A 23692-nucleotide genomic window follows, 5' to 3' on the forward strand; every position below is an offset into this window, starting at 1 on the left:
GACGCCACGCGCGCGTGGCTGATCACTGGGCGCATCCCGTGCGTACTAAGGGTTCCTGGAGAAAGGCGGCTCAGTGGACCTGCTCGACATCCTGCTGTTGCTGGTGATCCTCGCCTACGCGGCCGCCGGCTACCGGCGCGGTCTGGTCGCCGGCTGTGTCTCACTGGCCGGGTTCGTGGGCGGCGCGGTCATCGGTGTGTGGGCGCTGCCCTGGGTGATGGACCTGGCGTCACCGGGCACGACCGCGGCGACGGTGACCGCGGTGCTGACGGTGCTCGGCCCGGCCGCGGTCGGACACGAGCTGGCGGGGCGGCTCGCGCTCCGGCTGCGGCGGGAGCTGGGCCGTGCCAGTCTCGGTCCGCTCAGAGTGGCCGACGGGGTCGGCGGCGCCGCGGCCAACTCGGTGGCCGTGCTGATCGTGGCGTGGGTGGCCGCGAGCGTGCTCGGCGCGTCCTCGTCGCCGCTGGTCACGACCGCGATCCGGGACTCGGCCCTGCTCGGCGCCGTGCAGAACACCATGCCGGACACCACCCCCGCCTGGTTCTCGCGGGCCACGTCCGCGCTCACCGAGGCGGGTTTCCCGCAGGTCTTCAACCCCTTCGAGAACGAGTCGACGGCCGAGGTCGCCGAGCCCACCGGCGACAGCGTCACCGCGAGCGCCACCAACGCCGCCAAGCTCAGCACGGTGAAGATCGAGGGCGTCTCGGGCACCCAGGGCCGCGAGGGCAGCGGGTTCGTGTACGCGCCGCAGCATGTGATGACCAACGCCCACGTGGTGGCCGGCATCGACGACCCGAGCGTGCGGATCGGCGGGGTCGGGCGGTCGTACGAGTCACGCGTGGTGCTCTTCGACCCGGACAAGGACGTGGCCGTGCTGTACGTGCCCGACCTGAGCGCCCCCGTCCTGAGCTTCGACGACACCGCCGCCCGCGGCGACTCGGCCGTCGTCGCGGGCTATCCGCAGGACGGCGACCTGAACCTGCAGGCGGCCACCGTCGCGGGCCGGGTCCAGGCGAACGGGCAGAACATCTACAGCGACGCGACCGTCACCCGCGAGATCTACTCGATCCGCTCCACCGTCCGCCCCGGCAACTCCGGCGGCCCGCTCCTCACCACCGACGGCAAGGTCTTCGGCGTCGTCTTCGCCCGCTCCACCTCCGACGCCGAGACGGGTTACGTCCTGACGGCGGACGAGGTCGCCTCCGACGCCGAACGCGCGGCGGACGCGACGGCGCCGGTGGACACGGGCGAGCTGGTGACGTCCTAGCTGCCCTCGGGGGAGGCCGGCGGGGGCGCCCGAGATGAGTGCAAGCGCTTCCTGGCGGTCTCCCGGCTTGCGTACGCTTCGGCGGGTGAGCGCCAAGCCACCCTCGCTGACCGAGCGCCGCAAGGCGGCGACCCAGCTGGACATCGCGCGTGCCGCCGCCGAGCTCTTCACCGAGCACGGCCCGGACGGCACGACGGCGGAGGACGTCGCCGAGCGGGCCGGGGTCGCGCTGCGCACCTTCTACCGCTACTTCCGCAACAAGCAGGACGCGGTGGGCCCCCTGCTCGCGGCCGGCGGCGACCGCTGGCGAGGGCTGCTCGCGGCGATCGAGCCGGGCGCGGCCGTGCCCGAGGCGCTGGAGCGAGCCATGCGGGAGGCGCTCGCCGCCCCGGACGCGCCCGCGGCCGACGGTCTCCGGCAGACCCGGGCGCTGCTGCGGGCGGCCGCCGACGACCCACCCCTGCGGGCCGTCTGGTACCGGGTGAACCAGGAGACCCGTCAGTACGGGGAGCAGCTGCTCCCCGTACTGACGCGACTGGCGGGCCCGGACGCGGACGAGCTGGGGATCCGCCTGGCCGCCGCCGCGGCCACCGACGCCGTCCGGGTGGCACTGGAGGTGTGGGCCGCCACGGACGCCGGCCTGACGGGACCGGGGTCGCCCGCGGAGCTGGCCGTACGGTGCCTGCGGGAGCTGATGGGCGGGATGCGGCCGCTGACGGAGTGACGGGCCCGGCACGTCCTGACTCGACGCCCCTCGCGTCGCCCTCGTACGGATCAATGCCCTCGGCCGGGACACTCCCGGGCGTACCTCTGAGCCATGTCTCGTGCTCTCGGCGCGCTCCGTCCCGCCGCCGCCCTGGCCCTGGTCTCCCTGCTCACCCTCACCGCCGCCGCTCCGGCGCCGGACTCCGGCGGCAAGGGCTGGGTGCTCGCCGGTTTCGCCACGGCGGCCGCGGTGGCGGGGGTGCCGCTGTATCTGGTGGCGCGCAGGCGTCGTACGACCGCCTCGGCGGACCAGGTCAGAGACTGCGGCCCATGAGCACGTCGTCGACGTACCGGCCGTCCAGGAAGAACTCCTCGGGCAGCACGCCCTCCACGACGAAGCCCTCGGACTCGTAGAGCCCCCGGGCCGGCGTGTTGTGGCCGAGCACACGCAGGGTGATGCGGCGCGCCCCCTGCCGCCGGGCCTCGTCCTGCGCGGCCCGCAGCAGCGCCCGGCCGACCCCGGTGCCGCGTGCCTTGTCGGCGACGGCGAGGCCCTGGATCTGGCGGACGTGGGTGTTGCAGGCGAGCGAGGTCGGATAGGCCAGCCGGACGTAGCCGACGAGGCTGCCGCCGAGCTCCGCGACCAGATGGTCCAGCGGGCCGAACCGCTCGTTGAAGAAGGGCTCGTAGGGCGGCTGCGGGCGGGGCTGGACGGCGTGCAGCGGAGACCAGGTGTCGCGGTCGAGGCGGGCCAGCGGCTCCTCGTCGTCGGAGGTGGCATGGCGTATGTACGGAACCGGCATCCGGTCACCCTACGACGGCGGTCCGCGGACCCCGCCGGGGTTTTTCGCGGCGGCTGAGCAAGGATGGTCCTCATGGAACGTTCGCGAATCGCGGTGGCCGGCGCGTCCGGTCTCATCGGCGCAGCCCTGGTGCGGTCCCTGGCCGCCGACGGACACGAGGTGGTGCGCCTGGTGCGCCGGGAGCCCAGGACGCCGGACGAGGTGCGCTGGGACCCCGAGCGGAAGTACGTCGACCCGGCCGGGCTCGCCGGGTGCGACGCGGTGGTCAACCTGGCCGGGGCGAACGTGGGGTCGCGCCGCTGGACGGACGCGTACAAGGCGAGGATCCGGGACAGCCGGGTGCTGGGCACGACGGCCCTCGCCGAGGCGGTCGCCTCCCTGGACCGGCCGCCGCGGGTGTTCGTCAACGGCAGCGCGATGGGCATCTACGGCGAGACCGGCGACCGTGCCGTGGACGAGGACGCCCCGCCCGGGGAGGGCTTCCTGCCCGAGCTGTGCGTGGAGTGGGAAGGGGCCGCGGCACCGGCCCGGGCGGCGGGCGTGCGGACGGTGTTCACCCGGACCGGCCTGGTGGTGTCCCGCGAGGGCGGGGCGTGGGGAAGGCTCTTCCCCCTGTTCAAGGCCGGGCTCGGCGGGCGGATGGGAGACGGGCGGCAGTACTGGTCGTTCGTCTCGCTGCACGACGAGGTGGCCGCGATCCGCCATCTCATCGACACCGACGGCCTGTCGGGGCCGTTCAACGTGACCGCGCCGCACCCGCTGACGAACGCCGAGATCACCGCCGCGATGGGGCGTGTGCTGCACCGGCCGACCCTTTTCACGGTGCCCGCGCCGGTGTTGCGGGCGGTGCTCGGCGAGATGGCCGGGGACGTGCTGGGCAGCCAACGGGTGTTGCCGATGCGGCTGTTGGAGTCGGGGTTCACTTTCGCGTTCCCGGAGATCGAGGAGGCGATCCGGGCGGCGAAGTGACCCTTGCGATCGTATGCGACCGTCGTGCGACCGTGCCCTGTCGATGCGCGACTGCCACGGACCGATCACGGCCCTACCCTCGACGCGAACTCGGCTTTCCCCGGAGCCAGTTGGGGGCATGACGTCTCCACCGGCCGCGCAACCTCGAGGAGGGGCACGTGCTTGAGCCCGCGTACCAGGCGGACGTCGTGATCGTGGGAGCCGGGGTCGCCGGGCTGTCCGCGGCGCATCGGCTGACCAGCGCAGGAGTGACGACCGCGGTGCTGGAGGCCGCCCCGTGTGTGGGCGGCCGGATGACGACCGAGAAGGTCGACGGCTTCCGGCTCGACCGCATCGGACAGCTGCTGTCCACGGCGTATCCCGAACTACGGCTGACCCCAGGGCTCGACGCGCTCGTGCTGCGGCCCTTCGCGCCGGGCGTCCTGCTCCACAGCGACGGCCGCCACCACCGAGCCGCACCGCCCCCGAACGCGGGGGGCGCACGGGGCGCACTCCACGCGGTACGCGCCCTGGCAGGTGCGCCCGCCAAAGGGCGTACGGCCCTCCGGCCGGCCTCCGTGCCGAAGGCCGGGGCGACCGCCCCGCTGGGCACCGCCGTCGACCAGGCTCGGCTCGGTGCCGCACTGACCCGGATCGCGAACACTCCCGTCGAGCGCCTGCTGGCCCGTCCCGAACTGCCCGCCGGGCAGGCCCTCGCCGCCCGCGGTGTGCCGGCCCGCACGATCGACGGGTTTCTGCGTCCGCTGCTCGCGGCCCTGCTGTGCGACCCGGAGCTGACCACGTCCAGCCGGTGCGCGGACCTCGCGCTCAGGGCGTTCGCGGCCGGGCGGCTGTGCGTGCCGGAGGGCGGCGCCGAGGTACTGCCGGAGCTGCTCGCACAGACGCTGCCGCCGGGCACCGTGCACACCGGTGTCCGGGCCACCTCGATCTCCACGACCTCGGTGACGACGGCCGAGCACGGCGAGATCCGCTGCCGTGCCGTCCTGATCGCGACCGACGCCCGGCCCGCCGCCGAGCTGCTGCCCGGCCTGCGGGTGCCGGACTTCCACCCGGTGACGGTGGTCCACCACACGACGGACGAGCCGCCGGCGACGGGCGCGGCCCTACTGCTCGACGCGGACCGGGGCGGCCCGGTCGCGCACACGGCGGTGATCAGCCGCGTCGACCCGTCCCGCGCCCCCGCGGGCCGCACCCTCGTCTCCTCGACGGTCCTCGGCCCGCCGCCGTCCGACCTGGACACCGCCGTCCGTATGCACCTGTCCCGCCTCTACGGCACCTCCACCCGCCGCTGGGAGACCCTCGCCGTCCACCACACCATCGAGGCGGTCCCCGCGATGCGCCCACCGCACGACCTGCGCCGTCCGGTACGGCTGCTGGCGGGCCTGTACGTGTGCGGCGACCACCGGGACACCAGCACCGTCCAGGGCGCGCTGCACTCGGCCCACCGGGCGTCGGCGGCGATCCTGGCGGACCTGGGGGCGGCGGGGTCGTCACTGCACCGGGCGGACCCGCTGCCCACAACACAGGCCGCCTGAAGCGCCCCGGAAGGGGCGCGGGACTGTGACATGTGCGGCTCCGCCGCGGGGCGCGACCAGCCGCAACGAGCCCGCACCGGGCACACAGCAGTCAGCCCTGCGGCGATACCCCTACCCCAGTGCCGCGACCTTGTCGCGATACCCCCGCACCGGTGCCGCGTCCTTGTACGGCTCCAGCCTCCGCTCGAAGTCCCGTACGTACTCGACGGCCCGCACCGACCGCATCTCCGCCGCCTGGCCGGCCGCCTCCGCGCCCAGCGCGCAGGCCTGGTCGAGTTCGCCCAGGCCCAGGCGCGCGGAGGCGAGGACGACACGGCAGAACAGACGGCTGCGGGCGTAGGAGGGGGCGCGCAGCTGCAGGGAGCGCTCGGCGTGCTGGGCGGCCGAGCGGAACTGCTGGAGGTCCCGGTGGCAGTGCCCGAACTCGTCGGCGAGCTGCGCCTCGTCGAAGAACCGCGCCCAGTGCGGGACTTCGTCACCGGGCCGGGCCGTCTCCAGGGCCCGCTCGGCCCGTACCAGCGACGCGGTGCAGGCGCGCACCTCGCCGAGCACCCCGTGCCCGCGCGCCTCGACCGCGTGCAGCAGTGCCTGCACGACGGGCGGGGCGTTGGTCCCGACCCCCTGCTGGGCCACCCGCGCGAGCTGCACGGCCTCGCGCCCGTGCCCGAGGTAGACGGCCTGCCGGCTCATCGTGACCAGCACATAGGAGCCGTACGCCCGGTCCCCGGCCGCCTGCGCGAGCCGCAGCGCCTGCACGAAGTAGCGCTGGGCGAGGCCGTGCGCGGCGATGTCGTACGACGTCCAGCCCGCGAGCCTCGTGAGGTCGGCGGCGGCGGCGAACAGGCGGCGGCCGGTCTGCTCGCCGTAGGTGCCGCGCAGCATCGGCTCGCACTCGTGCTCCAGGTAGCGCACGAGGGCCTGGCGGGCGTGGCCGCCGCCGTACATGTCGTCGAGGGAGCGGAACAGCTCGCCGACCGAGCGGAGGGCGGCGATGTCGCCGCCGGTGACCTTCTGGCCGGGACCGCGCTCGGCGGCGCCGCGCTGACGCGGCACCCCGGGGCGCCCCTGCGCGGGGACGCGGACGAGCGGCTCGCCGCGGGCCACCCTGTCGTCGGCCCGTCCGATCAGCCAGTCCCGGCTGGGGACGACCAGGCCGGCCGGGGTGAACGCGATCTTGCGGAGTTCGGCGTGACTGCCGGAGTCCTTGCGCCACAGCCCGCTGATGATGTCGACGGCCTCTTCGGGCGTGGCGGCGAACTCCAGGCCCGCGTAGACAGGAGCGCAGGCGTCGAGCCCGAGGTCCTGGGCGGTGAGCCTGCGGCCGAGGCGGCGGGTGAAGACCTCGGCGATGAGGGCGGGGGTGGTGCCGCGGGGCTGCTGGCCGCGCAGCCACCGGGTCACGGACGTCTTGTCGTATCTCAGGTCCAGCCCGTGTTCGAGTCCGAGCTGGTCCACTCGACGGGCGAGTCCCGCGTTGGAGAACCCCGCTTCTGCGATGAGCGCGGCGAGCTGGCGGTTGGGAGTGCGCTGCGCGGGTCGTTCCGTCATCTGCGGTGCGGTCTCCTGCCTTCGGGCCTCGCTGAGGCCGCTTCGTGCCTGCGGTGCCTGCGTTGCCCGGATTGCCTGTGAGCAGCCCTTATGGCCTCTGTGAACGGCGCGAATGTAGCGGAGAGTGAGCAGGCGATCGCACACTTCGACGCTCGTTCATCCGATCGTGTGAGGATTGACCGCACGGCTGACGCGCGGCGCTCGGTCGTACAGTGGCGTAGGCACGCTTTGTGCCTTACGACTGCCAGGGCTGCTAGGAGGCGCTTGCCGTGAGTGAGTTGCGGTTCGTCCGGATGGGATTCGGTGCGGACGCCGTCGAGTACCAGGAGGCGTGGGACGAGCAACGCCGGGTGCACGCGGCGCGGTTCGCCGACGAGATCGCCGACACCGTGCTGCTGCTGGAGCACCCGCCGGTGTACACGGCCGGCCGGCGTACGGCGGACAGCGAGCGGCCGCTCGACGGCACTCCCGTCATCGACGTCGACCGTGGCGGCAAGATCACCTGGCACGGCCCCGGCCAGCTGGTCGGCTACCCCATCCAGAAGCTCCCGCGCCCGGTGGACGTCGTGGCGCACGTACGGCGCCTGGAAGAGGCCCTGATCCGCACCTGCGCGGAGTTCGGGATCGAGACGTCCCGGGTCGAGGGCCGCAGCGGGGTGTGGGTGCTCGGCGACCCGGTCGAGACGCGGCCGACGCTCGGCGGTCTGTCCCTGGACTTCGACCCGCGCCTGCACGACGAGGAGTTCGACCCGCGCATGAACGGGCCGGAGTACGCCCCCTCCAACGCCGGCCAGCGCCGCGAGGACCGCAAGATCGCCGCGATCGGCATCCGGGTGGCCAAGGGCGTCACGATGCACGGCTTCGCGCTGAACGTGAACCCCGACAACCGGTGGTTCGACCGGATCATCCCGTGCGGGATCCGGGACGCAGGGGTCGCCTCCCTCGCGAACGAGCTGGGGCGCGAGGTGACGATCGAGGAGGTGCTGCCCGTCGTGGAGCGGCACCTTCTGGATGTGCTGGAGAACGCGGAACTGAAGCCGCGGCTGGTGGAGCGGGCACCGGCGTAACCCGACTCGGTGGGTCGAGAGGTGCGGCACCAGACGCCCGCACCGGCGCCGGGCACGGGAATGCCCCACAGTTCCGCAAGGTTGCCCACCCCGGGGACCGAAAACGCACGGGCGTACCCTGGTGTACGCCGAAGAATCGAAGCTACAGGGAGCCGATGTGTCCGCAGTCGCACCCGACGGACGCAAGATGCTGCGCCTGGAGGTCCGCAACAGCCAGACCCCCATCGAGCGCAAGCCCGAGTGGATCAAGACCCGGGCGAAAATGGGTCCCGAATACACCAAGATGCAGAACCTCGTGAAGAGCGAGGGCCTGCACACGGTCTGCCAGGAAGCCGGCTGCCCCAACATCTACGAGTGCTGGGAAGACCGCGAGGCCACGTTCCTCATCGGCGGCGACCAGTGCACCCGGCGCTGCGACTTCTGCCAGATCGACACCGGCAAGCCCGAGGCGCTCGACCGCGACGAGCCCCGGCGCGTGGGCGAGTCCGTGGTCACCATGGACCTGAACTACGCCACGATCACCGGCGTCGCCCGCGACGACCTGGAGGACGGCGGCGCCTGGCTCTACGCCGAGACGGTCCGCCAGATCCACGAGCAGACGGCCTCCCGCGAGGCCGGCCGCACCAAGGTGGAGCTCCTCGCCCCGGACTTCAACGCCGTACCGGAGCTCCTGGCGGAGGTCTTCGCCTCCCGCCCCGAGGTCTTCGCGCACAACGTCGAGACGGTCCCCCGGATCTTCAAGCGCATCCGCCCCGGCTTCCGCTACGAGCGCTCGCTGAAGGTCATCACCGACGCCCGCGACTACGGCCTGGTCACCAAGTCGAACCTGATCCTCGGCATGGGCGAGACCCGCGAGGAGGTCAGCGAGGCGCTCCGGCAGTTGCACGACGCGGGCTGCGAGCTGGTGACGATCACGCAGTACCTGCGCCCGTCCGTGCGCCACCACCCGGTCGAGCGCTGGGTCAAGCCGCACGAGTTCGTGGAGCTGAAGGAGGAGGCCGAGCAGATCGGCTTCTCCGGTGTGATGTCCGGTCCGCTGGTCCGTTCCTCGTACCGCGCCGGGCGGCTGTACCAGATGGCCGTCGAGAAGCGCGGTTCGTACGTCGCCTCGCAGGCAGTCTGATTCCTGACACCCCGCTCCACTGACACACCGTCACCCGCCTTCCGAGCAGGGTGTGCGGCAAGCGTGTGAATTCGCGCACAAGAGGCTACCCACCAGTAGTGACCGATACGACGCGGTCCTGACCGTCCTCGCTGATGAGGGCGTACGTCAGGGCCGCGTCGTCGTTCAAGGGCCCCGCGTCAAGGCTTCATTGGCGTTTGACCGGTCGGTCATGCCCTGGTAACACCAATCAGTGACCCTGGACTTACACCACGTACACCCATACCCGCAGCGGTATCGAGGGGGACCTCCATCATGCAGGCCGCGCCCGTACGCGCCACACCGATCCCGACGTTCACCGACGCACTCCGCGCCGTCGAATCCCTGCTTCTGAGCAGTGGCCAGCGCACCGCACGCCGCAATGCCTGGACGTCCGTCCAGGAGGACCGCCGCCGCGCCAAGGACCGGGTCGAGGCCCAGCGCGTCCTGGAGCAGACGTTCACCACCGCACGCCTCTGAAGCACCCGTTCCCCGCTCCTCGGGGCACTGCCGTCGTCGGCGCTCCCGGGGGCACGTAGACTTCGTGCCATGGCGAGGAAGGACACGGCAGCGGACGCTGCGAACCCCGGGCGACTCAAGCAGATCGCTCTGACCTACAAGATGACCCGCAAGGCCGACAAGAAGATCGGTCTTGTACTCGCGGCGGTCGGAATCGTCACCTTCGGTGTCTTCCTCGCGATCGGTTTCTTGATCGGTCACCCCATCTATCTCGGCATTCTGGGCCTCCTGCTCGCCTTCCTCGCGTCGGCGATCGTGTTCGGGCGCCGGGCCGAGCGAGCGGCCTTCGGGCAAATGGAGGGCCAGCCGGGCGCGGCAGCGGCGGTACTCGACAACATCGGCCGGGGCTGGACGACCACCCCCGCGGTGGCGATGAACCGCAGCCAGGACGTGGTGCACCGGGCCGTCGGCAAGGCCGGCATCGTCCTGGTCGCCGAGGGCAACCCGAACCGGGTGAAGAGCCTGCTGGCCGCGGAGAAGAAGAAGATGAACCGCATCGTCGCGGACGTGCCGGTGCACGACCTGATGGTGGGCACCAGCGAGGGCCAGGTCCCGCTGAAGAAGCTGCGCACGACCATGCTGAAGCTGCCGCGCGTGCTGACCGGCCCGCAGGTGACGGCCACCAACGACCGGCTGCGCGCCCTCGGTGACCTGATGAGCAACATGCCGCTCCCGAAGGGTCCGATGCCCAAGGGCATGAAGCTCCCGAAGGGCGGACCGAAGGCCCGATAGGACGCCGACCCCCAGGTCGTGGAAGGGCCGTCGCGGATTCCGCGGCGGCCCTTCGGCGTGCGGTGGCTACCACGTGGAGGGTGAGGGGAGATCGGTCGGCGGGCTGTCCCCCGTGAAGTACGCCAGCTTCAGGGTGAGGGCCTCCAGTGCCGTCTTGGCCGTGAGGAGGTGCAACTCCAGGGCGAAGAGCCGTTCCGGCTCGGTGCCGGCCAGGTCGGGTCCGCACAGGACGCCGCTGCCGCTACGGGCCTTCCGCAGGCCGGTCTCCCAGCTCTCCCTGCCCTCGGGCTCCGGATACCGCGGCTGCGCGTCGGCGACCGACAGGGCCGTCAGTACGGCCGGACAGTAGCCGTCGGGCACGGAGGGCACATACCGGTCCGGCCCCTTGTCCTTCATGTCGTCCAGACCGGACGACCGCAGGGCGAGGGCCCGGATCAGCCCGGTGGCGGCGTCGCGGCCGCCGCCCTCGGACCACTCGGTCACCCGCGCGCGGGTCTCGTCGTCCACCGAGGGCAGGGGCTCCGGCCGGTACTCGGCCGGCAGCTTCTCGAAGGCCTCCAGAGTGCGGGTCAGGCTGTCCTCGGCCTTGTCGCCGACGTCCGGGGACAGCGGGTCCATGACGAGGAGGGCACCGATGGAGAGCGCCACGAGAATCGCGGTGCGACGGGGACGCGGCTGCCTGCGGGGCCTCGGCTGCTTCGGGACACCTCCGAACCTGCCTCTCGTCGGGTCCTTGGGCGGCCGTACCGCGAACCAGGTCGCCACCAGCAGCGGCACCGCCACATAGATCGCGTTGTCCAGCAGCTCCGCCGCCCAGGACCGCGATTGAGCGCTGGGCACGCGGAGCAGGACGGCGAGCGAGCTGAAGAAGAGGACCGCCTGGAGCCAGCTGCCGCCCGGGTCGCTCGGCGTGGACCGGATGACCGTGGTGTGCCGATGGGCCCAGTCGGGGTGCGTGCGCCACAGGCCCGCCGACCAACCGACCGCGTCCGCCGCCCACTCCGGCAGCCGCCCCGTCTCCCGGACCCTCGCGTGCTGCTCCTTCCATACGTTCGGGTCGGCGCCGGAGTCGACGGCGTCCAGGTCGGCGCACAACTCACGGCTGCGGAGCACGTCGGCGCGGCCGAGCTGCACCTGGGCCACGAGGAAGGCGGCGAACAGCACCTCGCCCAGCCAGGGTGCGGCGTCGGCCCAGTAGACCCGGTCCCGGCCCAGCGCGGTCTCCTGGAAGACCAGCCAACCCTGGAGCGCCGCGTAGGGAAGGAGCACCAGGACGCAGTAGGTCCGCCAGAGGGCGACGGTGAGATAGGTGATGTCCACGTCACGGTTGCGGATGTGGGCCAGCTCGTGCAGGACCACGGCCTCGAAGTTGCGCGGACTGTGAGTGCGTTCCCTGAGCAGGGCCGCCGGGAGGGCCACGAGGTAGCGGCCGGCGCGGCCGAAGGCGACGGCGGTGGAAGCCTTGGCCGGGCGCATGTCGACGACGAAGCGAGGGGCGCGGGGCACCTCGGCCCGCTCGCTCAGCGCGGCCAGGTGCCGCCACAACGGTTCCCGCGGCTTCCGGGGCTGGAGGGCTGCCACCGGCTGCGGCGTCCACTCCAGGAGGGTGCGCACAGAAACCCAGCCGCCCTCCGAGAACCTGGAGGACAGGACCGCGTCGGGCTCGCCGGGTGCGCTCGGTGCCTGGGCGCGGGCTGCGCCGGATGCGTGGGCGGGGACTTCGTCGAAGTCCTCCGCGGGCAGCAGGCGGCCGCGGCGTACCCGCCAGACGGGGAGCAGCCAGTAGACGACCAGGGCAACGAGGACGACGGCCGCCGTGCCGAGCACCGCGAGGCGGAGGGCCTCCGTGGCGGCCTGGACCCGGCAGTGCTCGAAGTCGTCGTCGAACCAGATCGAGAGGCTGACCCGCCACACCGGCGCGTCGGGATCCGCTCCGGATCCGCGGACGCAGGCGCGGAACGTGGACTCCGACCGCAGGGCGAGCGCCGCCCGGTCCAGCATGGTGAGGCAGGACGACAGGAGAACGAACAGCAGCACCACGAAGCGCCGCGTCGTGCCGTGCCCCGCGTTCCGCCGGTTCTCCCCGCGGTTCATCGTGGTGGGTCCCCCGCATTCAGCGCGCGGCGCGGACCGGCTCGTCCGGGTCGGACCGCTCGTCGGGCGCAGCGCCGGAGCCGGTCTCGCGCGCCAGGCGGGACACCACCGCGTCGGCGAGGCCCTGCGCGGTTCCCCGCTCCATCCCGGCGTCGGCCGCCAGCTCCAGCACCCGCCCGTGGACGGCGTCCAGCTGGGGTGCGGTCAGCGCCGGCACAGTGTCCGCGTCGTCGTCGGACCGGCGCAGCAGTCTGCGCAGCGGAGCCCCGAGGCGGGCCAGCGCGCTGTCCGTGGCCGCGCCCACCCCACGCCTGACCACCTCGTCCACCACGAGCCACACCACCGGTGTGACCAGGACCACGGCGTCCGTCAGCCCGAAGCCGAGGGTGTCCGGGTGGCTGCCCCGGCGCTTCAGCACGTCCGTGACGTGCCGGTCACTCAGGGATCTCATGCCGTCGAGCAGAACCAGCTCACCCGGAGCCGTGTCGGCGACGACATCCCGCACGACCTCGCGTCGTGTTGCGCTCATGCCGGAGCACCTTACTCATGGCCTTGCAACACCGCTGAATTCACAAGGGAGTTGAGGGTGCCCCGTGGTCAGGATCACAGCCGGGTCAGATGCGGACCTCGACCGTGCGGGCCAGCCGGTCGTGCAGGCCGCGGCCGTCGCGGTCCCAGATCAGGGCCGGGACGGCGAGGCAGAGCAGGGCCGTGCGGAGCAGGGCGCGGGCGGGGCTGACGCGGCCGGTGTCGACGGTGACCACGCGCAGGCCGAAGAGGCGCTTACCCGGGGTGAAGCCGACGGTGCCCACGGTCAGGGCGCCGAGCAGGAAGAAGACGAGGAGCGCCCAGTTGCTGGTCGCCTGGTCGTAGCCCTGTGTGATGAGGCCGTATGCGATCAAGAGGCTCAGGCCCCAGTCGACGGCGATGGCGCCGAGGCGCCGGCCGGGGCGGGCGATCGAGCCCGGCCCCTCTTCCGGCAGACCGAGTTGCTCACCGCGGTATCCGAAGTCGACACCGGCTTCCTCCGCGGCCGTGCGCGGTCCGGAAAGCCACGATCCGATTGCCTGCCTGTTGTCCACCCGTCCACGGTACTGCGCCCGTTTCGCGATACGGACAGGTGGGGTAGGCGTAGCGATGTCCGGTTAACTTGTGCGAAACAAATGGGTCACGTCTGAGAAATCACCCGTCCCTAGGGTCGAGGTCAGCGTGTGCCACCGCACTGGCCGCACGAACGAACTACCACCCCGGCACGGAACGGTCGGGGGTAGGAGGAGCTGGATGTTCCAGAACGCCGACGAGACCAAGAAGTTCATCGCGGACAAGGGCGTCAAGTTCATCGACGTCCGCTTCTGCGACCTGCCGGGCGTCATGCAGCACTTCACGGTGCCCGTTGAGGCGTTCGACCCGGACGAGGAGCTGGCCTTCGACGGATCGTCGATCCGTGGCTTCCAGGCCATTCACGAGTCCGACATGGCGCTGCGCGCGGACCTGTCGACCGCCCGGGTCGACGCCTTCCGCCGTGACAAGACGCTGAACATCAACTTCTTCATCCACGACCCGATCACCGGCGAGCAGTACAGCCGTGACCCGCGCAACGTGGCCAAGAAGGCGGAGGCCTACCTCGCCTCCACCGGGATCGCCGACACCGCGTACTTCGGCCCCGAGGCCGAGTTCTACGTGTTCGACAGCGTCCGCTTCGCGACCACCGCGAACGAGTCCTTCTATCACATCGACTCCGAGGCGGGCGCCTGGAACACCGGCGCCCTCGAGGACAACCGTGGGTACAAGGTCCGCTACAAGGGCGGCTACTTCCCGGTCCCGCCGGTCGACCACTTCGCCGACCTGCGTGCCGAGATCTCCCTGGAGCTGGCCAACGCCGGCCTCCAGGTCGAGCGCCAGCACCACGAGGTGGGCACCGCCGGCCAGGCGGAGATCAACTACAAGTTCAACACGCTGCTCGCCGCGGCCGACGACCTCCAGCTCTTCAAGTACATCGTGAAGAACGTGGCCTGGCGCAACGGCAAGACCGCGACCTTCATGCCGAAGCCGATCTTCGGTGACAACGGCTCGGGCATGCACGTCCACCAGTCGCTGTGGGCCAACGGCGACCCGCTGTTCTACGACGAGGCCGGTTACGCGGGCCTGTCGGACATGGCCCGCTTCTACATCGGCGGCATCCTCAAGCACGCCCCGTCGCTGCTGGCCTTCACCAACCCGACGGTGAACTCGTACCACCGTCTGGTGCCGGGCTTCGAGGCGCCGGTCAACCTGGTGTACTCGCAGCGCAACCGCTCCGCGGCCATGCGTATCCCGATCACCGGCTCGAACCCGAAGGCCAAGCGCGTCGAGTTCCGGGCGCCCGACTCCTCCGGCAACCCGTACCTGGCGTTCTCCGCGCTGCTGCTCGCGGGCCTGGACGGCATCAAGAACAAGATCGAGCCGGCCGAGCCGATCGACAAGGACCTGTACGAGCTGGCTCCCGAGGAGCACGCGGGCGTCGCGCAGGTCCCGACCTCGCTCCCGGCCGTCCTCGACCGCCTCGAGGCCGACCACGAGTTCCTGCTCGCGGGCGACGTCTTCACGTCCGACCTGATCGAGACGTGGATCGACTACAAGCGCGCCAACGAGATCGCGCCGCTGCAGCTGCGTCCGCACCCGCACGAGTTCGAGCTCTACTTCGACGTGTGATCGGCCAGTAGGCCCTTCGGCTGCGCCCCCGTTCCTGATTTCTCAGGGCGGGGGCGTCGTCGTATCGTGTTCTGTACAACTGTTCGAGACGGAGACGACCGGGGGTTACGGGGATGCCCGAACAGGACGACGCGGAGCGGGAGTTCGACCTCAAGTGGGCCGACAACGCCCAGCACAAGGAGCCCTCCGCGCGGGCCAGGATGCTGGCCGCGCGCTGGAAGGAGAACCCGCCCGAGCCGCAGCCGTTCCGCGCCGACCCCGACCCGGCGGGGCCGCGCCGGTCGTCGTGGATATCGACGGTCATCGTGCTCGGGAGTGTGGCGGCGATCATCCTGCTGCTGGGGTACGCGAACTTCCGGGCGCCGTACTAGCGAGGCGCTGTGCGAGGCCGGGACCGGGGGCTGAGCCTTTGCTGGTCCTAGAGGTGATCGCGACCGCTTCATGGGCAGGGGCGGGTGCACACTGGGCTGTGGGGCGAGTGCCTGACTGCTGAGGGTGATGCCAGATGCAGAGCCGCTTTCGGAGCGACCGGCGGTTGACCGTGCGGATGACGGTCACGATGTTTCTACTTGGGCTGCTGTACGTGGCCTTCGTCGCGGCCTTGGTCGTGCTGTTGAAGTCGTGGGTGCTGGTCGTGGTGGTCGCGGCGGGGATGCTCGGCGCGCAGTACTGGTTCTCCGACCGGATCGCGCTGTTCGCGATGCGCGGGCGGGTCGTGGAGCGGGAGGAGTATCCCGAACTGCACGCCGTGATCGACCGGCTGTGTGCCCTCGCGGACATGCCCAAGCCGGTGGTCGCCGTGTCGGAGATGGACATGCCGAACGCGTTCGCGACCGGGCGGAACCCCGACAACGCCGTCGTCTGCGTGACCACCGGGCTGCTGCGGCGGCTGGAACCCGCGGAGCTGGAGGGCGTCCTCGCGCACGAGCTGTCGCACGTGGCGCACAAGGACGTCGCCGTGATCACCATCGCGTCCTTCCTCGGGGTGATCGCGGGGCTGATCGTGCGGTTCGCCTTCTACTCGCAGCTGTTCGGCGGCGGGCGCAGGGATCAGAACACCGCCGTCGTCTTCGCCGCCGTGATGGGGGTGTCGGCGGCCGTGTACGCGATCAGCTTCCTGCTGATCCGGGCGCTGTCCCGGTACCGGGAGCTGGCGGCGGACCGGGCCGCGGCCCTGCTCACCGGCCGGCCCTCGGCGCTGGCGTCCGCGCTCACCAAGGTCACCGGCGACATCGCCCGGATCCCCAGCAAGGACCTGCGCACGGCCCAGGCGTTCAACGCCTTCTATTTCACCCCCGCGCTGGGCGCCGAGCCGGGCGTGGCGCGGATCTTCTCGACCCACCCGAGCCTGGAGCAGCGGCTGGAGCAGCTGGGGCGGATCTCCGGTGAGCTGGGCGAGGCGGCGACGCCGGGAAGGGCGGGCTGAGGATGGGGCTGCTGGACATCCTGCTCGGCCGTACGAAGCCGGTCGCACCCGATCTCGACCAGCTCTTCGCGCTGCCGTCGGCGGCGGTGACGCTGGAGGCGGCCGCCTCCTTCACGCCGACCGGGCGGGGTGCGGTGTGCTTCGCCACGGTGGAGGGCGCTGCCTTCGAGCAGACCCACCGCGAGGTGCAGGCCCTGCTCGACGCGGACACCGACCGAGACGGGCCGCCGGTGGAGCTGCGGCGGGACGGCTACGGGTATTCGTGGCTGGTGTCGGAGCGCGCTCCCGACCAGCTGCCGCTCCTGGTCAACGACCTGCACGCGGTGAACAGTTCGATGGAGGTCAACGGCTTCGGGCCGCAACTGCTGTGTTCCCTGGCCGGGTTCCAGGATCCGGAGGGCCGGTCGCTGGCGCTGGTCTACCTCTACAAGCGCGGCAGCTTCTACCCGTTCGCGCCGCTGCCCGGCGAGGGACAGCGGCGCGACAACGCACTGGAGCTGCGGGTGAAGGCGGCACTGGAGGGCGATCTGCGGATCGAGCCCGACCTGAGCCGCTGGTTCCCGGTGTGGGGCGCCCCCGGTCTGTGACGACGACCGGGGGCGCCTGGATCACCGGGATCACCGGGATCACCAGTGGTCTCACTGGTCTCACTTGCTCTTCTCGCGCTCCTGACGGCGGGACTCGAAGGGGCGCTCGCGGCGGTAGCGACGCTCCCACCTGGCCTGCTTGTCACGGCGGTCGCGATACGCGCGGTAGCTCGCGGGCGTGGGCCCCGCCGAGGATCCCCCCGTCGGCGACGAGGGCGAGGACCCGCCGCGTCCGTACTGCACGTACAGGAAGAGCACGGCGACGGCGGCGAGCCAGTAGAGATGGTTGTCGAATCCCAGAACGACCAGGACGACGGTCCCGGATATGACGATGGTGCCCATGACGGGCCTCCGTGGGCGTGGGTTGATCCGAGCGGTGATCCGTTCCCGACGGGGCGCCGGGGGTGGGCGGCCGTCCGTCGGTGCGTAGAGAGTAGCCCCGAGTCCGCGGGGTGATGCCTGTCCTGCGGGACGCGGTGGTGGGCAGTTCCTCGACGCTTGTCCAGCGTAGGGAGGCGGTCACTTGACGTGCATCCCCTTTTTCCCGCGCGGCGCGGCGGCGTAGGCGCCATGAGTGAACGCTGCCGCAGGCGCCATGAGTGAATGGGGAGATGAGTGAGCTGATCTCCTTCACACACGAGCACGCCGGGGAACATCTCAGTGTGAGGTACGGCGGTGACGGCGGTGGTCCGGACCGGGCCACCGCCGTTGTGCTGCACGGAGCGGGCAACGGCGGCAAGGAGCGATTGCTCCCGCTGCTGGCTGAGTTCGTGGCACACGGCTACCGCGGTCTCGCCCTCGACTTCTCCGGGCACGGCGAAAGCACGGGCACACTGCGGGAGTTGAGCCTGCGCCGCCGCTTCGAGCAGGCGGTCTCGGTCATCGACGCGTTCGCTCCGGCCAACGGGCCGCTGATCCTGGTCGGGTTCAGCATGAGCGGGCAGACGGTGGCGGACCTCGCCGCGCACTACGGCGACCGGGTCACGGCGCTGGGGCTGTGTGCGCCCGCCGTGTACGCGGGCGAGGCGTGGGACGTGCCGTTCGGGGCGGGCGACGGTTCCTTCAGCGCGATCATCCGGACGCCCGGGAGCTGGCGGGCCTCGCCCGCGCTCGACGTGCTGCGGGCGTACGAGGGCCGCGCGGTGCTCGCCGTGCCGGGTACGGACGCGGTGATCCCGCCGGAGGTGACGGAGGCCGTGCAGGACGCGCTCTGCACCCGTGCGCAGTTCACGCGCTTCGAACTGCCTGAGGCCGACCACCAGTTGGGGCTGTGGCTGCGCGATCACGCCGAGGACCGGCGGGAGTTCGTGTCGGCCGTACTCACCCAGGGGTGGGCGGCGACCCGGTCATGGCTGGCCAAGCAACTCCCGGAGGGGCGGACGGTCCTCGACAACCGTCCGCTGTCCGGCGGCTGGACCTCCCAGATGCGCCGCCTGACCCTCGACGACGGCACCGGGCTGGTGCTGCGGACCTTCGTGAAACCCTTCTTCCGCCGACACGCCCCGGGGCTGCTGGCCCGCGAGGCGTCCGTCCTCGCGCTCCTCGCCGGGCAGGACGGCATCCCGGCGGCGCGGCCGGTCGCCGTCGACGCCTCCGGCGAACTCTGCGACCACCCCTCGCTGCTGATGTCCCTGCTCCCGGGCACGGTGCGGGTCGACGAGGACGAACTGGAGCGGCGCCTGGACCTGCTCGCGGCGCAACTCGTCCGGATCCACGAGGTCGTACCGGCCGAACGCCCGCGCCCGTACCAGGCGTGGACGTCGCCGGAGCGGGTGATCGCCCCGCCGGGACCGCTGTGGGAACGGGCGGTCGACGTGATCCGCCGCGAACCCCCGTCCTACGACGGTTGCTTCCTGCACCGGGACTTCCACCCGGGGAACGTCCTCTTCGACGGCAGCGGCGACGACCTGCGGATCAGCGGAGTCGTCGACTGGGTCGAGACGTCGTGGGGCCCCGCCGACCTGGACGTCGCCCACTGCTCGACGGCCCTGGCCCTGCTGCACGGCCCGGAGCACGGCCTCGGCTTCCGCGCACGCTACGAGGCGCACGGCGGCCGGCGCCTCGCCGACGGACCCGACCACCTGTACTGGCGGCTGCTGGACGCCCTCGGCTACGCCCCCGACGCGGCGAAGCTCGCGGGTCCCTGGCGCGAGCTGGGCCGGACCGAGCTGACGGCAAAGGTGCTGGGCGGGCGGCTGGAGACGTATGTGGCCCGGCTGGTGGAGGCGTACGCCTGACCGGCTGAGGCAAGCCTGCGCCGACCGGTTCTCAGACCCCGGGTGCGGCCGTCACCACGCCCGCCGCGACGGCCGCGCACAGGGTCGCGTGGTCGTGGGTGGTCTGGTCGGCGTAGGCGAGGGCGAAGTCGGCGACGGCCCGTTCGAAGGTGTCCGCGCGGGCCAACGCCGTGCCGCACAGCCGGGCCGGGCGTACGCCGCGAGGTCGGAGCGGTGGGCCGGCTGGGCCCGGTGGGCGGGGTCGGCGGGGGTGCTCATCTGGGGCTGTCTCCGCATCACGCCTCCTCGGGTGCCCTGGTTTCCATCGGGTGACGGCACCCGGGCCTCGGCGCGGCCCGATTGTCAGTGGTGTCCGGGAGGATGCCCTCACGGTGGGTGTGACAGGTGGAGGCCGGCATGGGTGACGAGGAGCGGTACATCGGCGTGGCGGAGCGGCGGGCGCGGCTCGCGCTGCGGCACCGGCTGGCCGGGGCGGCACGGGCGGCGAGTCCCGAGGAGGTGGCCGGCTCCCTGGTCGCCCTGCACGGATCGGACCCGGCGACGGTGTACCTGGCGGTGGGCGCGCGGCTCGCGGACCCGGCCGGGACCGTGCCGGAGACCGGGCGGGCGCTGTACGAGGACCGTGCGCTGGTCCGTATGCACGGCATGCGGCACACGGTCTTCGTGTTCCCGACGGAGCTGACCGCGGTCGTGCACGCCTCGACCGGCCTCACGGTCGCCGCCCGGGAGCGGGCCGCGCTGCTGAAGGCCATGGCGAAGGCCGGGGCGCCGGACGCGGCCTGGCTGAAGGAGGTCGAGGAGTCGGCGCTGGCCGCGCTGGCGCGGCGCGGGCAGGCGACGGCGGCGGAGCTCACCGCGGACGAGCCGCGGCTGCGGGAGCAGTTCGTGTACGCGGCCGGGAAGAGCTACCAGGGCGTCCACACCGTCTCGACCCGGCTGCTGAAGGTGCTGGGCGTCGAGGGCAAGGTCGTGCGGGGCCGGCCGCTCGGCTCCTGGACGTCCAGCCAGTTCCGCTGGGCGGTGTCCCCCGCCCACCCCGAACTGGACGTGGCGCAGGCCCAGGCATCCCTGCTGGGGCGCTGGCTCGCCGCGTGCGGCCCGGCGACGGAGGCCGACCTCAAGTGGTGGACGGGGTGGAAAGTCACCGACGTCCGCCGGGCGTTGGCGGCGATCGGGGCGCGGCCGGTGTCCCTGGACGAGGGGGTGGGGTACGTCGTCGACGGCGACGTCGGCCCGGTGGCGGAGCCGGCCGAGCCGTGGGCCGCGCTGCTGCCGGCGCTCGATCCGACGGCGATGGGCTGGCAGCAGCGGGACTGGTATCTGGCGCCGGCCTTGCGGCCCGCGTTGTTCGACTACAGCGGCAATGTGGGGCCGACGGTGTGGTGGAACGGCCGGGTGGTGGGCGCATGGGCCCAGCGGGCGGACGGGGAGATCGTGTGGCGGTTGCTGGACACGGAGGGGGTGGGGCGCGATGCGGAGGCGGCGATCGCGGTGGAGGCGGAGCGGGTGCGGGGGTGGGTGGGGGCGGCGAGGGTGACACCGCGGTTCCGGACGCCGGTGGAGAAGGAGTTGGCGGCGTAGGGGGTGTACCAGAGGGCTCCGCCCCCTGGACCCCCGGCCTGTGCCTACCCACCGCCCGTCTCGGTCGGTCGAGAGGCACAGGTTCAGGGGCTGGGGACGGAGCCCCCAGGGGCTCCGAGGCTTACCGCGAGTACCTCATCAGCGCCCGCACCATGTGGCACGTCGTGTCCGACGGCGGGTGGACGCCGATCGTCTCCGCTGTGCTCCGTATCGTCTCGTTGCGGGCCTGGTTGGGCATGTAGACGCCCGAGTCGAGCAGGGCGATCGCGAGGCGCATCGCCTTGAGGCGGCGGTTGTGGCTGACGTACCACTCGCGCGGACGCCCCGGCGGCAGCGGGCGCTTCTCCACCGGCGCGTAGGGCATGTCGAGCAGCACGGAACGCTTCGCGGTGGACTGGGTGGGCAACGGCTTCGGCTTCAGTGCGGCAGCGGGCACAGGCATCCTCCTGTCGCGGTCAGGGCATCGGCCCCGGAGATCTCGACACCCCGGCGACACCCTCGAACACTGCTTCTATTCTACTGCCCGCCACTGACAAAAGGCCCTGGCCACAAGGGCTTTCGGGGGTGCTGTGACACGGGTGAAGGACGGGTTTTCGCGTACCGTGGGCCGTATGGAGATCTGGATCAATCCGGCCTGTTCGAAGTGCCGCAGCGCGCTCACCCTGCTCGACGCGGAGGGCGCGGACTACACCGTCCGCCGCTATCTGGAGGACGTGCCGAGCGAGGACGAGATCCGGGACGTCCTGAACCGCCTCGGCCTCGAACCCTGGGACATCACCCGCACCCAGGAGGCCGCCGCGAAGGAGCTCGGCCTCAAGGGCTGGGCCCGGGACGACACTTCGCGCGACCGCTGGATCACCGCCCTCGCCGAACATCCCAAGCTGATCCAGCGTCCGATCATCACCGCGGACGACGGTACGGCGGTGGTGGCCCGCACCGACGAGGCCGTACGGGACGCTCTGTCACGATAGCCAACGGTTTGTCGGGCGGCGGGAGTTCGGAGGGTCCGCGCTGTTACCCTCCGCCGCCATGACCTTCGGTGATCAAGGAATGCCCCCGCACAGCCCCGACCCGTACACACCTGGCCCGTACACACCTGACCCGTACACCCGATGGGTGGCCGAGCAGGAGCGCATACGCAGAAGACGCCGCGCCCGGCGCGCGGCCGCCGCCGGCACGGCGGTCGTCCTCGTGGCGGCGATCGCCCTGGGCGCCGTGATGTACGTGAGCGGCGGGGAGGAGGACGACCGGACGACGGCGACCCCGCTGGCCTCGGCCACCACGGGCTCCGGCACCGCCGTTCCGTCCGTCGACGTCTCCCTCCCCTCCGACGCCCCGACCGCCCTGTCCTCCCTGCTCGCGCGGCCCGTCATCCGGCCCGAGCAGGCCTTCCCGCAGCAGAACGTGCGCCTGAAGGACGGTTCCCGGCACCATCGCGTCGACCTCGCCACCACCACCGACTGCGCTCGCGCCATGTCTCCCGAGCTGGCCGCGCTGCTCGAACAGGGCGAGGGATGTGTCCGGTTGACGGCGGCGCTCTTCACGGACACCGAGCGGCGTTCGCAGGTGACGGTGAGCGTGCTGAGTTTCCGGCGCGTCGAGGACGCCTCGGCGGTGTTCACGATGGCCTCGATGGACCCGGTGACGTATCAGGTGGTCGCGCTCGACCCGCCGCCCGAGGCGGGGCTGCCGACCGTGCCGCCCGGTTCGGCGGGGGTCTTCCGGCGGCTGATGACCGTGCGCTCGGTGGTGTTCGCCAGTGGGCAGTGGGGGGACGGGGCGGAGACCGGGGAGGCCGAACTCACCGTCCGTACCGAGGGGTTGCTCCAGCACGTCAACGACACCGTGGCGGCGTACGAACAGGACCAGAGCTGACACCGGTGTGACGCGCACCACTTTGGTGACTCCTGTAACCGCTGAGTAACTTCGTTCGGTATCTCGTACATAGCGGCGTACGCTCCCCTACCTCTCAGGAGCCGCGCATGTCGCGTAGGAGAACGCTCAGCACGAAAAAGAAGCTCGCGCTGCTGGCGAGTGCCGCGACGGTGGCGGGAGGCGGCGCCTTCGTCATGGCGGCCACCTCGAACGCCGCGCAGTCCCCGCAGACGGCCGCCGAGTCGACCGTCTGCCAGGGGCTGGCCACCGCCCTCGGCAACAACCAGCGGTTCATCGACGGCCAGCGGGCCGCCCCGGACGCGCAGTCCGAGGCCCGGATCGCCAACCGCGAGGCCGTCATCGCGCAGATCAGGGTGCAGCAGGAGGCGTCCGGGTGCGTCGTCGGGGAGTCGGCTCAGGACCCCCAGGCGACCCAGCCGGCCCAGACCACGCCCCCGGCGCAGGCCGCACCACCCACGCAGACCGCGCCGCCGGCGCAGGCCGCGCCGCCCGCCTCCGGTCAGCAGGTGTGCAACGGCTCGACCGTCACCCTGTCCGGCGAGGACGGCGCCCCGGCCGCGTCCAGCAACCAGTTCCCGGCCGGCACGAGGCTGAAGGTCACCAACCTGGACAACAACAAGTCCACGACGGTGGAGGTCACCTCGGTCTCCGGCAGCTGTGTCCTGCTCAACAACGCGGCCTTCGAAGACGTACGGGAGCCCGGCAAGTTTCTGATCCGCCGGGCCGTGATCGAGAAGGTGGGGTGATGCCACGACGTCCGTGACCGTACGTGTCACCGGTCCCGCCGCCCCCGGCCAGGGGTGGCGGGACCGGCATGTCCGTGACCTTGCATGCCCCCGGGCCCCGCCCGCAACCCCATCGCATACGAGCCGCCCCCCGCGCCCCGTTCGGGGC

The 23692-nt window shown here is 71.9% G+C and carries 25 protein-coding genes and 1 pseudogene; 18 read left to right on the forward strand and 8 right to left on the reverse strand.

The annotated features are described in order from the left end of the window. Positions 1 to 73: 73 nt before the first annotated feature. From QFZ76_RS15275 to QFZ76_RS15285, 3 genes are all read left to right on the forward strand, one after another. A complete protein-coding gene (locus QFZ76_RS15275; protein WP_307674247.1) occupies positions 74 to 1267 on the forward strand; it encodes a MarP family serine protease in 1194 nt (397 codons plus the stop codon). 85 nt (positions 1268 to 1352) lie between these two features. Further along, positions 1353 to 1991, forward strand: a complete 639-nt coding sequence (locus QFZ76_RS15280; RefSeq protein ID WP_307674248.1) for a TetR/AcrR family transcriptional regulator — start codon at positions 1353 to 1355, stop codon at positions 1989 to 1991. Between the two features lie 93 nt (positions 1992 to 2084). After that, on the forward strand, positions 2085 to 2306 hold the full coding sequence (locus QFZ76_RS15285; RefSeq protein WP_307674249.1) for a hypothetical protein: 222 nt from the start codon (positions 2085 to 2087) through the stop codon (positions 2304 to 2306). On the opposite strand, the gene QFZ76_RS15290 is transcribed toward QFZ76_RS15285, so the two are convergent. Then, a complete protein-coding gene (locus tag QFZ76_RS15290) occupies positions 2287 to 2775 on the reverse strand; it encodes a GNAT family N-acetyltransferase (RefSeq protein ID WP_307674250.1) in 489 nt (162 codons plus the stop codon). The two genes, QFZ76_RS15285 and QFZ76_RS15290, sit on opposite strands and share 20 nt — an antisense overlap. Before the next feature lie 72 nt (positions 2776 to 2847). On the opposite strand from QFZ76_RS15290, the gene QFZ76_RS15295 reads away from it, so the two are divergent. Together QFZ76_RS15295 and QFZ76_RS15300 are read left to right on the forward strand one after the other, a co-directional pair. Then, positions 2848 to 3744: a TIGR01777 family oxidoreductase gene (locus QFZ76_RS15295; protein ID WP_307674251.1), complete on the forward strand. Its 897-nt coding sequence runs from the start codon at positions 2848 to 2850 to the stop codon at positions 3742 to 3744. A gap of 158 nt (positions 3745 to 3902) precedes the next feature. Then, positions 3903 to 5279 (forward strand): NAD(P)/FAD-dependent oxidoreductase, encoded by a 1377-nt coding sequence (locus QFZ76_RS15300; protein WP_307674252.1) that lies wholly within the window; start codon positions 3903 to 3905, stop codon positions 5277 to 5279. Positions 5280 to 5390: 111 nt separating this feature from the next. Here the strand turns inward: QFZ76_RS15300 and QFZ76_RS15305 are convergent, their stop codons facing one another. Beyond that, positions 5391 to 6827, reverse strand: a complete 1437-nt coding sequence (locus tag QFZ76_RS15305; protein WP_307674253.1) for a regulator — start codon at positions 6825 to 6827, stop codon at positions 5391 to 5393. 269 nt (positions 6828 to 7096) lie between these two features. Between QFZ76_RS15305 and lipB the strand changes: the two genes are divergently transcribed. The 4 genes from lipB to QFZ76_RS15325 all read left to right on the forward strand — a co-directional run bounded on the left by lipB (position 7097) and on the right by QFZ76_RS15325 (position 10286). Next, positions 7097 to 7894, forward strand: a complete 798-nt coding sequence (gene lipB / locus QFZ76_RS15310; protein WP_307674254.1) for a lipoyl(octanoyl) transferase LipB — start codon at positions 7097 to 7099, stop codon at positions 7892 to 7894. A gap of 157 nt (positions 7895 to 8051) precedes the next feature. Continuing rightward, positions 8052 to 9017 (forward strand): lipoyl synthase, encoded by a 966-nt coding sequence (gene lipA / locus QFZ76_RS15315; RefSeq protein ID WP_307674255.1) that lies wholly within the window; start codon positions 8052 to 8054, stop codon positions 9015 to 9017. 294 nt (positions 9018 to 9311) lie between these two features. Further along, entirely contained in the window at positions 9312 to 9515 is a 204-nt protein-coding gene (locus QFZ76_RS15320) for a hypothetical protein (protein ID WP_307674256.1), read from the forward strand. Between the two features lie 69 nt (positions 9516 to 9584). Further along, complete coding sequence (locus QFZ76_RS15325) at positions 9585 to 10286, forward strand: DUF4191 domain-containing protein (protein ID WP_307674257.1); 702 nt, start codon at positions 9585 to 9587, stop codon at positions 10284 to 10286. Between the two features lie 66 nt (positions 10287 to 10352). Here the strand turns inward: QFZ76_RS15325 and QFZ76_RS15330 are convergent, their stop codons facing one another. From QFZ76_RS15330 to QFZ76_RS15340, 3 genes are all read right to left on the reverse strand, one after another. Next, entirely contained in the window at positions 10353 to 12380 is a 2028-nt protein-coding gene (locus tag QFZ76_RS15330) for a M56 family metallopeptidase (RefSeq protein WP_307674258.1), read from the reverse strand. A 19-nt stretch (positions 12381 to 12399) separates the two neighbouring features. Beyond that, complete coding sequence (locus QFZ76_RS15335; protein ID WP_307674260.1) at positions 12400 to 12909, reverse strand: hypothetical protein; 510 nt, start codon at positions 12907 to 12909, stop codon at positions 12400 to 12402. An 85-nt stretch (positions 12910 to 12994) separates the two neighbouring features. Further along, a complete protein-coding gene (locus QFZ76_RS15340) occupies positions 12995 to 13462 on the reverse strand; it encodes an RDD family protein (protein ID WP_307674261.1) in 468 nt (155 codons plus the stop codon). A gap of 199 nt (positions 13463 to 13661) precedes the next feature. Here QFZ76_RS15340 and glnA point away from each other — a divergent pair, with 199 nt between their 5' ends. From glnA to QFZ76_RS15360, 4 genes are all read left to right on the forward strand, one after another. Continuing rightward, positions 13662 to 15071: a type I glutamate--ammonia ligase gene (gene glnA, locus QFZ76_RS15345; protein ID WP_307674262.1), complete on the forward strand. Its 1410-nt coding sequence runs from the start codon at positions 13662 to 13664 to the stop codon at positions 15069 to 15071. A gap of 113 nt (positions 15072 to 15184) precedes the next feature. Next, complete coding sequence (locus QFZ76_RS15350; RefSeq protein ID WP_307674263.1) at positions 15185 to 15442, forward strand: hypothetical protein; 258 nt, start codon at positions 15185 to 15187, stop codon at positions 15440 to 15442. A gap of 134 nt (positions 15443 to 15576) precedes the next feature. Next, positions 15577 to 16497, forward strand: coding sequence for a zinc metalloprotease HtpX (htpX, locus tag QFZ76_RS15355; protein WP_266440644.1), 921 nt, complete (start codon positions 15577 to 15579; stop codon positions 16495 to 16497). Between the two features lie 2 nt (positions 16498 to 16499). Beyond that, positions 16500 to 17084, forward strand: coding sequence for a hypothetical protein (locus QFZ76_RS15360; RefSeq protein WP_266440641.1), 585 nt, complete (start codon positions 16500 to 16502; stop codon positions 17082 to 17084). A gap of 60 nt (positions 17085 to 17144) precedes the next feature. On the opposite strand, the gene QFZ76_RS15365 is transcribed toward QFZ76_RS15360, so the two are convergent. Beyond that, entirely contained in the window at positions 17145 to 17426 is a 282-nt protein-coding gene (locus tag QFZ76_RS15365; protein ID WP_266440639.1) for a hypothetical protein, read from the reverse strand. Between the two features lie 269 nt (positions 17427 to 17695). On the opposite strand from QFZ76_RS15365, the gene QFZ76_RS15370 reads away from it, so the two are divergent. Continuing rightward, positions 17696 to 19321, forward strand: a complete 1626-nt coding sequence (locus QFZ76_RS15370) for an alpha/beta fold hydrolase (RefSeq protein WP_307674264.1) — start codon at positions 17696 to 17698, stop codon at positions 19319 to 19321. Positions 19322 to 19352: 31 nt separating this feature from the next. Here QFZ76_RS15370 and QFZ76_RS15375 read toward each other — a convergent pair. Next, a pseudogene (locus QFZ76_RS15375) lies at positions 19353 to 19508 on the reverse strand (DUF2252 family protein); the annotation flags it as partial. Positions 19509 to 19717: 209 nt separating this feature from the next. Here QFZ76_RS15375 and QFZ76_RS15380 point away from each other — a divergent pair. Further along, on the forward strand, positions 19718 to 20902 hold the full coding sequence (locus QFZ76_RS15380) for a winged helix DNA-binding domain-containing protein (protein WP_307674265.1): 1185 nt from the start codon (positions 19718 to 19720) through the stop codon (positions 20900 to 20902). Between the two features lie 121 nt (positions 20903 to 21023). On the opposite strand, the gene QFZ76_RS15385 is transcribed toward QFZ76_RS15380, so the two are convergent. Continuing rightward, a complete protein-coding gene (locus QFZ76_RS15385) occupies positions 21024 to 21338 on the reverse strand; it encodes a hypothetical protein (protein WP_307674266.1) in 315 nt (104 codons plus the stop codon). Positions 21339 to 21513: 175 nt separating this feature from the next. Here QFZ76_RS15385 and QFZ76_RS15390 point away from each other — a divergent pair, with 175 nt between their 5' ends. The 3 genes from QFZ76_RS15390 (at position 21514) to QFZ76_RS15400 (ending at position 23544) form a co-directional block, all read left to right on the forward strand. Continuing rightward, positions 21514 to 21873, forward strand: coding sequence for an arsenate reductase family protein (locus tag QFZ76_RS15390; RefSeq protein ID WP_266440624.1), 360 nt, complete (start codon positions 21514 to 21516; stop codon positions 21871 to 21873). A 58-nt stretch (positions 21874 to 21931) separates the two neighbouring features. Further along, positions 21932 to 22777, forward strand: a complete 846-nt coding sequence (locus tag QFZ76_RS15395) for a hypothetical protein (RefSeq protein ID WP_307674267.1) — start codon at positions 21932 to 21934, stop codon at positions 22775 to 22777. A gap of 107 nt (positions 22778 to 22884) precedes the next feature. Then, positions 22885 to 23544: a hypothetical protein gene (locus tag QFZ76_RS15400; RefSeq protein WP_307674268.1), complete on the forward strand. Its 660-nt coding sequence runs from the start codon at positions 22885 to 22887 to the stop codon at positions 23542 to 23544. Positions 23545 to 23692: the final 148 nt, after the last annotated feature.

It is taken from the genome of Streptomyces sp. V4I2 (assembly GCF_030817655.1).
Taxonomy (GTDB): domain Bacteria; phylum Actinomycetota; class Actinomycetes; order Streptomycetales; family Streptomycetaceae; genus Streptomyces; species Streptomyces plumbiresistens.